This window comes from Bacteroidota bacterium (assembly GCA_016722565.1).
Lineage (GTDB): Bacteria > Bacteroidota > Bacteroidia > 2-12-FULL-35-15 > 2-12-FULL-35-15 > 2-12-FULL-35-15.
In genome coordinates, this window is record JADKIU010000002.1 from 181,201 (window position 1) to 193,169 (window position 11,969).

10 protein-coding genes are annotated in these 11,969 nt (G+C 32.7%); 3 read left to right on the forward strand and 7 right to left on the reverse strand.

Translation table 11 applies throughout. From position 1 onward, the window contains the following. Positions 1 to 12: 12 nt before the first annotated feature. Positions 13 to 1,461, reverse strand: coding sequence for a hypothetical protein (locus tag IPP64_06150; GenBank protein ID MBL0328990.1), 1,449 nt, complete (start codon positions 1,459 to 1,461; stop codon positions 13 to 15). A 362-nt stretch (positions 1,462 to 1,823) separates the two neighbouring features. Between IPP64_06150 and IPP64_06155 the strand changes: the two genes are divergently transcribed. From IPP64_06155 to IPP64_06165, 3 genes are all read left to right on the forward strand, one after another. Further along, positions 1,824 to 2,126, forward strand: a complete 303-nt coding sequence (locus IPP64_06155; GenBank protein ID MBL0328991.1) for a hypothetical protein — start codon at positions 1,824 to 1,826, stop codon at positions 2,124 to 2,126. A gap of 96 nt (positions 2,127 to 2,222) precedes the next feature. Further along, on the forward strand, positions 2,223 to 2,444 hold the full coding sequence (locus tag IPP64_06160) for a hypothetical protein (GenBank protein ID MBL0328992.1): 222 nt from the start codon (positions 2,223 to 2,225) through the stop codon (positions 2,442 to 2,444). A 124-nt stretch (positions 2,445 to 2,568) separates the two neighbouring features. Beyond that, the gene (locus tag IPP64_06165) at positions 2,569 to 2,970 is read left to right on the forward strand and encodes a hypothetical protein (GenBank protein ID MBL0328993.1); all 402 of its coding nucleotides are present in this window, start codon (positions 2,569 to 2,571) and stop codon (positions 2,968 to 2,970) included. A 67-nt stretch (positions 2,971 to 3,037) separates the two neighbouring features. On the opposite strand, the gene IPP64_06170 is transcribed toward IPP64_06165, so the two are convergent. The 6 genes from IPP64_06170 to IPP64_06195 all read right to left on the reverse strand — a co-directional run bounded on the left by IPP64_06170 (position 3,038) and on the right by IPP64_06195 (position 11,945). Next, the gene (locus tag IPP64_06170) at positions 3,038 to 4,288 is read right to left on the reverse strand and encodes a hypothetical protein (GenBank protein MBL0328994.1); all 1,251 of its coding nucleotides are present in this window, start codon (positions 4,286 to 4,288) and stop codon (positions 3,038 to 3,040) included. 4 nt (positions 4,289 to 4,292) lie between these two features. Then, on the reverse strand, positions 4,293 to 6,716 hold the full coding sequence (locus tag IPP64_06175) for a DUF2339 domain-containing protein (GenBank protein ID MBL0328995.1): 2,424 nt from the start codon (positions 6,714 to 6,716) through the stop codon (positions 4,293 to 4,295). An 81-nt stretch (positions 6,717 to 6,797) separates the two neighbouring features. Then, entirely contained in the window at positions 6,798 to 7,190 is a 393-nt protein-coding gene (locus IPP64_06180; GenBank protein ID MBL0328996.1) for a hypothetical protein, read from the reverse strand. 81 nt (positions 7,191 to 7,271) lie between these two features. Continuing rightward, entirely contained in the window at positions 7,272 to 7,868 is a 597-nt protein-coding gene (locus IPP64_06185; protein MBL0328997.1) for a DUF255 domain-containing protein, read from the reverse strand. Between the two features lie 94 nt (positions 7,869 to 7,962). After that, entirely contained in the window at positions 7,963 to 9,651 is a 1,689-nt protein-coding gene (locus tag IPP64_06190; GenBank protein MBL0328998.1) for a peptide MFS transporter, read from the reverse strand. Between the two features lie 107 nt (positions 9,652 to 9,758). Further along, positions 9,759 to 11,945 (reverse strand): S9 family peptidase, encoded by a 2,187-nt coding sequence (locus IPP64_06195; GenBank protein ID MBL0328999.1) that lies wholly within the window; start codon positions 11,943 to 11,945, stop codon positions 9,759 to 9,761. Positions 11,946 to 11,969 lie beyond the last annotated feature (24 nt).

Here is an 11,969-nt window from a genome sequence, read left to right on the forward strand (position 1 = left end):
AGACTTTCTCTGTTACTTCTTACCCTCTAACCATTCATGAAAAGGAATTAATTCTGGACTATAATGCTCCCAAGAGGTAGGTTTATCTTTTTGGGAAAGAATTTTAATCATTTTTGTTACCTCTTTGTTTTTGATATCATAATTAAATCCATCCTTTTCCAATTCTCGTAGGGTTCTTACAATTAGTAAATCTCGTTGTTTGATTTCGGACGTTTTTTCATGACGTTCTACATATTTCCTCAATGATTCCAATAATCGGGAGGCTTCATTGATCTTATTGAGTTCAATGCAAAGCATAATGTTCGTGATTCTCAACGAAATGTTCCAACGAGATTTATCTTTTTCAATTTCTAGCGATTTATTTAGTAGAGCGTATGACTGTTTATATTGCTTTTGTGCAAATAGTAATGCAGATTGATAATAGATATATTTAGCTCGATTGAACTGACCGCTATCTATAAGTTTGTGGGTTAAAAGCTCTTTCATGCACTCGGTTGCTTTTTCATATTTTTTATGATAAAAGTAGATTGTAAATTCCTGGTCTTTAGAGGTAAGGTAATTATTACTGTTTTCTAGATAATGTTTTTGAGATTCTTTTGCATATTTAACAGCTTCATTATAGTTTTCTGTAAACGTCCTGTATTGGCTTAAGTTGATAAGAATATTTCCCAATCGCTCTTCTCTGTATACAATTGGTGAGTTTTTGACAATATTCAATAATAACTTACAATATTTTGCGGATAATACATATTTCTTCTGCTTTTCGAAATAGTACATTAAGATAATATGCAGGTAGTAATTAATTTGTTGGGACTTATATTTCTGATAGTCTAGCTTTAATTGGCGGATGGATCGGAGAATATAGTTATGGAAAAGTCGATCATTTTTTATTTTTAGTAGATTGTTGTTAAAAATGATTTTGAAATAACAATCATTAGCAAAATAGGCCCTTTTTTGGCACATTTCGTAGTATGAAATTTTTTCATCTAACTTTTGAAATTGATGCACCCCTTCCTTTAAAGCGAAGTAATATTTTTTTAATAAAAGGGCTTCTATTAAAACCTCATAAACTTCATTTTTTTCAGCTTCAGTAATAATTGAGTTTAAAATTGTTTTAAACGGAGCAGTTTTACCTTGATTTAGGTTTTTGGAAAGGATCCTTGCTAAAAGTATTTTTTTCTTTAACCTCAGTAATATTTGATCATGCGAAGCGAAGTTTTCCTTGTTTTGGATGTGATAGTTAGATGTTAAAATATCTGTTATGCTTTCAAAGGCTCTGGATTTTAATGTATAGTTTATTTTTTTATTTATAGGTTCTGAGTTAGGTATGGTAGACACTTCAATATATTTTCTAACCAATAGTTCATCGGAATTACCTTTGTTAGAAAAAAAGTGGGAGATTGATTTTTTCTCTGATAAGTTAAGATTACTAAGTAAATCTTCAATGTAAGGAGATGGCATAGATTCGTTTTTTAATTTCGTTCGATGTAAAAAAAATGTATGTTATTTTTAAAATGCTAATAAAATCAATTGTTTCATAGATGTTGGATGGATAGTTGATTTGTCCATTGAAAGCAATGATTAATGTCTAATCTTTGTAAAAGCAAAAATAGTTCTTTTAAATATTAAATATTTCTTTGTGATTGCAAATATAAGCAGAACTGATTTCTAATACTGTAAAAAAAAGCCATAATTTTTGACTAAATTCAATAAAATTAGCCTTTTTGAGAATGTTGGATGGATGCTTCATTTGTCCATGGATTATGTACTTCTGTGTTGTTTCTTTGTAGTATAATTATTACTCATACTTAAAATTCTACAACATGAAACGTACAGCAAATTTTTTACTTAAAGGATTATTAGTAATTGTTCTTTTTACAAGCACAACAATTGGATTATCAAGTGTCGGTGTTAATACAGTGTCTGAAGCTAAGGCCGCAGTATCATACCAAGAAGTATATCAATATCTAGTAAACCGAGGATATGAGGTCATTACTTTAAATCCGATTGTTGGTTATAAATCCGAAAATTGGATTGCACATACAATATTAAATGGTAGACATTGTATGACAACCATTTATGTGCAGGGAAATGAAATAATTGGAACAACAGATGTAATAATGTAATTTTTTTAATGCAAATAATACAATTAAGTCAGTCAAATTTGGTTTTTATAATCGCTTTTAGCTTAGCAATATTAAGCTTATTAGCAACCATGATGTATGAACGCTATAAAGGAAATTAAATTAAATAAACAAGAACCTCTTTTTTCAAAAAACATCAAACGTTTTTTGAAATCTAAAGGATACCATGTTTGTAATGTCATTAAAATGACAGATAGTAATAAATGGATGGCAGTTATTACGAAGAATAAAAATTTTATCGTAGCCACAATTAGTGCAAAAGATGAACACATTGCCGGTTATGAACTTTCAATATTGTGACATAATGGGTTAACATTAATTTATTACTCATTATAGGCATTTTGACGATATATCGGCTTCTCTAGGAGTAGGGAGTACCATATTAAGTTGAAATGCCTTTTTTATTTTTCTAAATTTTTTCAATATGGAAATAAATAATCTTCCTCAATCGAATTCTGCTTTTTTGGAAAATCGATTTTCTCCTGAACACAGTAGAAAAAACGGAATTTTTGCCGACTATTTTATTTCTTCAACACAGTTGCTGAATCAAGCGAATAACTTTATTATGATCCTTTCACCGGAAGGGAGAATAAAAAGTGTTTCTAACTCTTTTACAAACCTAGTAGGTTATACCGAACTTGAAATACTTACACTGCAGATGGAAAAATTGTTTGCAGAAGGAGCGTTTTCAGTAGAACTTCTCCCAAGATATTATTATTTCAATAGTTGTATTGTAACGAAAGAGAAGCATTCTAAAAAAATTGTCTGGCGACTGCTTCCCGATGTGCTGATAAATTCTTACGTATTTATTGGGTATTTAGAATAATTGCTAAAGTTTTTGAGATGAAACGAAACTAAATCCGAAAGAAAGAGTAGTTTAGAACTTTAATTATTTATTCTTTTTCACTTTGCTCTTTCTTTAGCATCGTCAATGCAAAATATCCAATAATTACTAATACCACACCCATTGCAATCCAAAGCCAAACTTTGCTTTTGATCAGTGGTTCTGAATTATTGGCCAATGTAACTTTGATTTGCTCTGCCCCATAATCTGCGTTTGAAAGTTCGTTAGGAATTTTATCCTTAAAATGAACTAAATCATACTTAGGCGAATTATCATTTTCCTTGCCGTATACTAAATATAAATTTTTAGAAACAGGGAGTTTAGCGACTAATTGACATTGTTCTGCAAATGCTTTTATTTCATCTATTACTATAGGCTCGTTATCATAGTTGATGATTTCTAGTTTTAGTTTTTTTGTTTTTGAATTATTGCAAAAAATAATATTGTCTTCTAAAGATGAAAAAACAGAGGTAGTAATAATGTACCAGCTTTCTAATTCTCCTTTTTCTGTTTTTATTGTTCCATCCGAACCATAGATATTTATGTTTCTATAAAAGTCGTTTTTTGAACTATTTCTTAATGTAATGTAATTCACTAAATATGGAAAAGAGAAATCAACAATGATTTCAGATGTTTTTTCTTTTTTGTTTTCACTTTGCTTGGTGTCAGTAATTTTTAAATTGTCGTATTTCCCTTCAATTAACTTGTTTTCGAAAGCATAGGCTTCAGTGACATTAATACGTGGACTTCCATCATCGTCAAATTTTATTCGGAAATACGTAAATTCTGAGCGATTAAAGTTTAGAGTGGTGTAGGAGTAGTCTTCAGAAGCATTTCTAAAACGAACAATCCTTAAATGCTCTTTTATTGTAAACCATTGTTTGGTATCATCACTGCCTTCAATTTTTAATTGTTTATCAAAATTTGAATCCGAAACATTCAATTTGATTTGATTGATACTTTGTTTTTTAGGAAATTTTAATGTAACATAAGAACAACACTTCTCATTGTAAGTATCATTTATTAATTCGAAGGGGATAGAAACTTCCTGAATATTGCTTCCCATCCAATTCAATAAATATGGTGCTTCGGTGGTATCTTGCTCAATAATATTGTATATTCGAATGTCAGATAGATTGCTTTGGCAACGAGCAGTTATTTCAGGTGACAAAGAAACTTTGTAATAGTCCTCCTTCTCAATCTTGTTAATAGGTCGTTTAAAAGAATAGCTTTCAATTTGCGCAAATGTGATGGATGCGCTTACCCACATGAATAATGTAATAATTGTTTTTTTGCTCATGGTATTATTTGTTTTCTTCTCCGAATATAAAACCTTTAAATTTTTGATACAAGAATGCTACAACTAAAAGAATAACTCCCAAAAGCATATATGCAATAACCTTATATCCTGTTGATAAATCCCATGTGTCAAACGTTAATAATTTTATTAATGTTATTCCAAAAAGCAAAATTGCTGAAATGCGCATAATTTGATTCTTTTTATACATCCCAATAGCAATCATTGCAAAAGAATATACTCCCCACAATGCCGTAAAACCAAGTTTGTATACTGTATTGTTTGCGTAATAGTGATATACACTATTTCGTGCTTCCTGCAAGAATACAAGCTCGTAGCTCAAAACGACCAATATGAAGAAGTGGACAATTGCTCCGATGTAAATTTTTGAAATTGTAAATCGTTGAAAGGTTTCTGTTTTTAATAATCTATAATTTACATAGAGAAATAGTCCAAATAAAGCATAAGAAACATAACGCAGATAGGTTAAAGATGTATTTAATACGTAATATTCTGTCTCTATATGTAAAGAATGGTCGAGTGCTCCCAGGTTACTCAAGCCTTCTGTAATAAAAGCGATGGCAATAAAGAGGTTGAGAGTTAAGCATGTCCAACGTACTACATCTGTTTTGAATTTTGAAATGACAAGCATGCAAAATCCGGAAAAGAAAAGGAGATTGTACATTCCAAGAACCACTGATTTGATATTAAGTGTCGAATAATCACGGATTTCCATAATTGCACCTGGATCTGCCCATGCTTCAGTGGATGGTACTTTGATGAGCGACTTATTATAAAGCATTTCAAAATATAAAGATAGCTCATTGCTAAAGGTGAAATAAGTAATAAGAAAGAGTGAGATGCCCATTGCATATTCTGTAAACGAATAAATAGAGAATTTTTTAGTTTCTATATCAACTAGCGGCTTCTTTTTGTTCACATAGATCATAGTGCCAAGCATCATAATCACAAATACAGAAGTAAATAATGAAATATTTGCAAAAGGTGTAGATTGAGCATATAGTTCAGGATAATAACGATACGAATCAGCTATCACTGTCCAATCTTGTAATAGACTTAATATGGCTAACAGAATCATCGAATAACCCATCCATTCATAAAAACGAATCCCTTTATATCTTCCGATAGAAAATAATATAACGGCTTCTGTTGCCCAGAATAATGTAACCCAATCACCTTCAAGTTGAACAGGAACCGCAATTGTGATAAAACTTAATACAAGTGCGATTAATAAATAGAATAGTTTTCTATCAAGTAGTTTGTTTTTGAATACGATGAATGCAAAAACGAAATGAACAAGTGCATTGGCAACTGTAAATACGCCTAGGTAATCGTTGGTGTTCTCGTAGTTAAGAGTTGCATATCCTATTCCGAAAAAAATGAAGCTATTCGAAACAATGCGAATCACATCCCACGCACTAAATTTTTCCTGTTTAATAATTTTATAAGCCATATTGCTCATGTAAAAAATTATAAAAAACAAGGAAGAAAAGATGATTGAGATTTTAGAATAATTCTCAAAGCGATAATTGGTTACCATCCATATGAAAAAAATCAACCACGTAAAGCCAAAGGCAAGATGGTTGAGCACTTGCCAATATTTCTTAAAGGATAAAAACAGGATTCCAATATTCACAATCACCATATACGAAAACATCACTTCAACCTTTCCAGATCCATCACTCAAGAGCATCGGAACAGCATAAGCACCAACCAGTCCAATAATACCGATTACTTGTAAATTGTAAACCGTGGCCGCATAAACTGTGAACATGGTAAATACAACCATAATAGCAAATGCCGGAATTTGTCCGAACATGCCATATAAACTATAAGCGATAAAAGTGGTAAAGTAGAGTGAAGCCATCCCGCCACTAAGTAATACTGCACTAAATGCTTTATAATTGGGTTTTAAGCGCAATGCAATAAATAACAAAATTCCTCCTGCTACATAAGCAAGTACAATGCGTGCGAGTGGCCCCAACATGTCGTTGTCAATGGCATATTTAACACCAATCCCTAATCCAATTACCAATATTACGATACCGATGATGGTAATTAGTTTACCACCCACAAATGCTTCAAAATTAAAATCAGATTTTGGTTTGGGTGTAATAGGTGGAATGTATTGTTGCTGAACAGGAGTGACAATTGGTTGTTCTAGTTTCACAACAGGCGTTTCCTCTTTCACTTCTGGTATCACTTCCTTTTTGATTTCAGGAACGATTTCAATTTTAGGTTCCGGGACAATTACAACAGGTGGAATACTGATTTTTTGTTCCGTTGTACCTTTTTGAAGTACTTCTAATTGTTGTTTTAAAGCAGCGAGTTCTTGATGGTATTTATCTAAATTGTTTGATAAAATCAACATCTTCTGCCCGATGAGATTTATCTTTTCTTCGTTTGTCATATTTTATTTTATCCGATATTAGTTTCAAAAAAAATGCTGATTCTAAAGAAAATCAGCATTCAATGGTTGATATTAGGAAATCTATTTTTTTATAATCTGTGCTTCTAAAGCATCAATCAATAAATCTTTTTGACGAACTTCCGCACGCAATTCTTCAATTTCTTGGCGGAGTGCTTTTAATTCAAGTGTAAATTTTGCTTCTTCCTTACTCCAAATATTTACGTTATAGTAAGGCTCTTTTTCAAAATCAAACCCTTCAAAATTTTCACGAAAAAAGCTATATAAAGGGATTCGTAATTCTTTCGAAATTAATTCGAGTGTTCGTATTTCGAGGGTGTTATTTTCAAGGGCATAATCCAATTCCGACTCGGAAATGTTCAGATACGATGCTAAATCAGCATACGTAAACTTCTTCATCTCTAATACTTGAAGTATTTTAGATTTCAAGTTCATCATATTCTCTACAGTTTTCATAAATCAAGCACTAAGTTACAAATTTTAACTTTAATACGGATTTTAGTCTATAAAAGTTATGAATTCAGCGATTTATTTCGATTATTTACCCGGAAAAGTAGCCGGCTCTGGTTCTTTGGTCTCTGCAACAAAGGTGTTTAGAAAGTCCTCCCATTTTGTATCTTTATATTTCCCACTTCCAAAGAATTTCAAATATGGCTCAAATTGATCGGCTTTGTAGTAGCCAACTACTGTATGAAGCTTTTTGATGTCTTCGTTTAAAAAAACAACGGATGGATAGGAGAGTTTGCCTTCAAGTATGGATATAGCAAAGTCGTGAACCGGTCGTGGTGTTCCTTCCGGATTTTTATTCGCAAATACATATCCATTAAATTTAACGCTATCACGCGTTTCTGCATCAAATTTAACAGGATAATAGTGTTCATTCAGATATTTGGCAATAATAGGGTGTCCAAAGGTGTTTTTTGACATCATTTTACAAGGCCCGCACCAGCTGGTATAGATGTCTACCATTATAGGCTTGGGATTTTTCTTTTGAAGGGCTACAGCTTCTTCAAATGTATACCATTTTACTGGTCCGGCTGTTTCATCCTTTTCAATCATGGCTTTGTCAATAAAACTTTGAGCAATAACCACAATTGTTGCAATTCCTAAAGCGAAAAGTATTTTTTTAATCATGACTTTAATTTTAGTTGAGTAAAGGTAGCGTTTTAATGCAAAAAGGTCAAACATTGTACCAATGTTTGACCTTTTTTGTGATTAATTAAGATTCTTATTGTACTCCGTGCATTAGCTTTTTTAATACCGGTTTTAATGAGAATAGTAAAATGGCTGCAATACCTGTTAAAACAACAAATACCATAAAGAATTCGTACAAATTGTGGATTTCAAATCCTACAAATACAGGGTTTTCTGCACTAATGTGGTTCTTAGATAAGATGTCCAATTGTTCTGCAGTAGGAACAACTTTTTTATCCAATACATCTTGTAAGTTAATACCTAGTTCAGTCGCTTTTAAAAATTTATCACCAGTGTTAGGTAAAATGGAACCAAGTGTTCCTGCTAAAGCATATCCGGCAGCATTGGATAGGAAAAACACACCGAATAATAAAGATGCGAATCGTTTTGGAGATAATTTACCCACAAGTGATAAGCCGATAGGTGATAGACAAAGCTCAGCAAAGGTTTGAATCAAATAAAGTAAAATCAACCATTTGATTCCTAATAAACCACTGTTTCCTAAATCTTTTACATTGTTCGCAATAATGAAATAACTCACAGCAATCAATGCTAATCCGATGGCTTGTTTCATTGGAGACATTGGTTCTTTCCCTTTTGCTCTTAGTTTGTCCCATAAAATACTAAATGGCAAAGCAAATGCAAATACGAATACCCCATTGAATACTTGTACCATGGAAGCCGGCATGTCCCATCCAAAGAAATTTAAGTCCGTTTGGTTATCTGCAATAAACGTTAGTGACGATCCTGCTTGCTCAAATGCTGCCCAGAAGAAGATAACAAAGAAGGCAACGATATAAATTACGATGATTCGGTCTCTTTCTACTTTTGTTAATGAGCTATCGGAAATAATCAATCCAGCTAACGTAATACCACTAGCATAGATAATCGGATAAATTAATGTTTTGATAAAGTTATTTCCATCCAGAATGTAACGGAAAAGGAAGAATAAAGCAATAAAAGAAATAACTGCAATGATCAAAGATTTTGTAGAGAAAACAGCTTTTTGTGCTTCTCCTTCTTCATAATCTGAATGATCATTTTTAGAAGGTAATCCTCCTAACGGTTTTCCCTCAGGAGTTACTACATATTTGTTTTTTAAGAAGAAGAAAACCAAGGTTCCAACAATCATTGCAATTGATGCAGCAAGGAAGCCCCATTTGAATGCATGTACATCTCTAATTCCACCAACTTCAACATCACCAATATAAGGACAAATGGTTTGACCTAAAAAAGCTCCTAAGTTGATACCCATATAGAAAATAGTGAAGGCTGTATCTAGTTTACTTTTTTCTTGTTTTGGATATAAACTTCCAACCATACTTGAAATATTCGGCTTAAAGAATCCGTTTCCAAATACAATCACCCCCAATGCTGTCCACATTAATGTATTGGCTAACCCCAAATTTGTAGAAAAAACGCTTGCACTAAAAAATAATAATAACTGTCCGGCAGCCATCATTGCCCCACCCAACATAATACAATTTCTATTTCCGAAAAAACGGTCAGAGATAAATCCACCTAACATCGGAGTTAAATAACATAAACCAAGAAAACCACCATAAAGTAAGGAAGCATCTTCCTCTTTCATCATTAGTGAGTTTACCAAGAATAAAGTAAGAATTGCGCGCATTCCATAAAAGTTGAATCGCTCCCACATTTCTGTTCCAAATAATACCCATAATCCTTTTGGGTGACCCTTTTTAGCTGTTGCTGTAGACATATATTTTATAGTATTTATTAATTGAACCCTGCGAATATATATAAATTAGCATAAAGTACAAACTCTTATGCATTCATATTGCCTTACAGCGGTTTATTGTCGATAGATTAAAGGTTATTCAAGATGAAGTCCGTCATTTTTGTGTACAGGTGGAAAGAAGTGTTTCCTCCATAAATGCTATGATTTTTATCCGGATAAATAAACAAGTCGAATTGCTTATTCGCTTTCACTAAGGCAGTTATCATCTCCATCGTATTCTGATAATGCACATTATCATCTGCACTTCCATGAATTAACAAGTATTTGCCTTTTAATTTATCTACATGATTGATAGGCGAATTATCATCATATCCACTTGCGTTCTCTTGTGGCAAACTCATAAAACGCTCAGTATAGATATTATCGTAATACCTCCAATTCGTAACCGGTGCTACAGCGATTGCTGTTTTAAAATAATCGGCTCCTTTGGTAATACAAAGTGAGCTTAAATAGCCGCCAAAGCTCCAACCCCATGTTCCTATTCTGGATTTATCAACATAAGGTAATGTGGCTAAATATTTAGCTGTTTCAATTTGGTCAGTTACTTCTAATTTTCCAAGTTGTTTGTAGGTACTATGCTTAAATGCTTTTCCACGATACATTGTTCCTCTGTTGTCCACACACATAACAATGTATCCCTTTTGGGTTAACATTTGGTGCCAGAAATAATTTCTTCCTGCAAAGGAGTTGTTTACCTGATTGCTTCCCGGGCCACCATAAAATGTTAAAAATACAGGGTATTTTTTTGTGGGATCAAAATTAGATGGTTTCATCATCCATGCATTTAGCTCAATTCCTTCAGATGTTTTGAACATAAAGAGTTCTTTTTTACTCATGTCAAATTCCGCCATTTTTTTTACCAATGCGTCATTATTTTCAAGCACACGTATTTGTTTTCCTTGTGCGTTGTAAATAGCTATAAAAGTAGGTGTGTTTGCGGTTGAAAAGAAATTGATATAGTACTTCATACCGTTGCTGAAATCAGGGGCATGCGTACCTTTTTCTGTAGATATCTTCTTCTTGCCGGTGCCGTCCAATTTAATAGAGTAGATGTCCTTTTCAGTTGGCGTTGTTTCAGAAGCGGTATAAAAAATGGTTTTTGTTTTTTCGTCAATGCCTTTGAAATTGACAACATCCCAATGCCCTTTGGTGATTTGATTCAATAATTTACCGGTCATATCATACCTGTAAATATGGTTAAACCCATCTTTTTCATGCGTAATGATAAAACTACTTTTGTCTGCCGTAAAATAAACATAATCTCCTTGTGCCTGGTGAATGTCAATATACGTATCACAACTTTCGGTGTATACAACTTTGGATTCACCGGTTGTTGCATTGTTAAATAATAATTCCAATTTATTTTGATAACGAATCATTCTAACAATTGAAAGGGTATTGGATTCCATTGTCCACTTAATTCGAGGAATGTACTGATTTACTTCTTTCCCGATATCCATTATTTTGTCGGAAGCACTGGCTAAATCAAACGTATGAATGGTTACGATTGAATTGTCCTCTCCAGCCTTAGGATATTTGAATTGATAAGCAGAAGGATAAAGTTGGTTGTTAAATTCGTCAAACGAAAATTCTTTTACTTTGCTTTCATCAAATTTATAATAGGCAATTTTTTTGCTATCAGGGCTCCAGAAATAGGCAACTGAAAATGCAAACTCCTCCTCGTGTACCCAATCTGTTGCACCATTGATGATATTGTTGTGCAAACCGTCTTTGGTTACTTGTGTTTCTTTACCAGAAGTTAAGTCTTTGATGTAGATGTTATTTCCTCTCACAAAGCCTACTTTACTACCGTCAGGTGAAAAGGTAGCATACATTTGTTTTTCACCCGTGCTTACCGGAGTTACTACTTTTGTTTTTCTATCATATACATAATAGTTTTTTCGAGTAGAATGACGATAAATTTGTTCCGTTTCAGATGCTAGAAGCATTTTTGTTTCATCCGGACTAAATTGATAACTATCGATACTGATTGATTTGCCATCTATTTTGAGGTCAGCCTCTGAAATTATCACTACCGGATCAGATGCTTTGGCATATTCATATTGCAAAATTTTACCGCCAGCCATTGTCGAATAATGAAGTCCATCCTTCATAGAAACAAGTCCATATACACTGTTTGCTGTAAATGTTCCTGTTTTAAAAATATCCTCTAGTGTAATGTTCTTTTTTTGTGCATTCAGGTTAACTGAAAACAAGAGTGTAAAAGCGATAATAAAAAGTCGTTTCATAATCATTTTATTTATTTAATTTTGATTGGA

Bases quoted from the DNA above. Each gene is read 5' to 3' on its own strand.
- IPP64_06150 (MBL0328990.1), bottom strand. From the start codon at position 1,461: ATGCCATCTCCTTACATTGAAGATTTACTTAGTAATCTTAACTTATCA.
- IPP64_06155 (MBL0328991.1), top strand. From the start codon at position 1,824: ATGAAACGTACAGCAAATTTTTTACTTAAAGGATTATTAGTAATTGTT.
- IPP64_06160 (MBL0328992.1), top strand. From the start codon at position 2,223: ATGAACGCTATAAAGGAAATTAAATTAAATAAACAAGAACCTCTTTTT.
- IPP64_06165 (MBL0328993.1), top strand. From the start codon at position 2,569: ATGGAAATAAATAATCTTCCTCAATCGAATTCTGCTTTTTTGGAAAAT.
- IPP64_06170 (MBL0328994.1), bottom strand. From the start codon at position 4,288: ATGAGCAAAAAAACAATTATTACATTATTCATGTGGGTAAGCGCATCC.
- IPP64_06175 (MBL0328995.1), bottom strand. From the start codon at position 6,716: ATGACAAACGAAGAAAAGATAAATCTCATCGGGCAGAAGATGTTGATT.
- IPP64_06180 (MBL0328996.1), bottom strand. From the start codon at position 7,190: ATGAAAACTGTAGAGAATATGATGAACTTGAAATCTAAAATACTTCAA.
- IPP64_06185 (MBL0328997.1), bottom strand. From the start codon at position 7,868: ATGATTAAAAAAATACTTTTCGCTTTAGGAATTGCAACAATTGTGGTT.
- IPP64_06190 (MBL0328998.1), bottom strand. From the start codon at position 9,651: ATGTCTACAGCAACAGCTAAAAAGGGTCACCCAAAAGGATTATGGGTA.
- IPP64_06195 (MBL0328999.1), bottom strand. From the start codon at position 11,945: ATGATTATGAAACGACTTTTTATTATCGCTTTTACACTCTTGTTTTCA.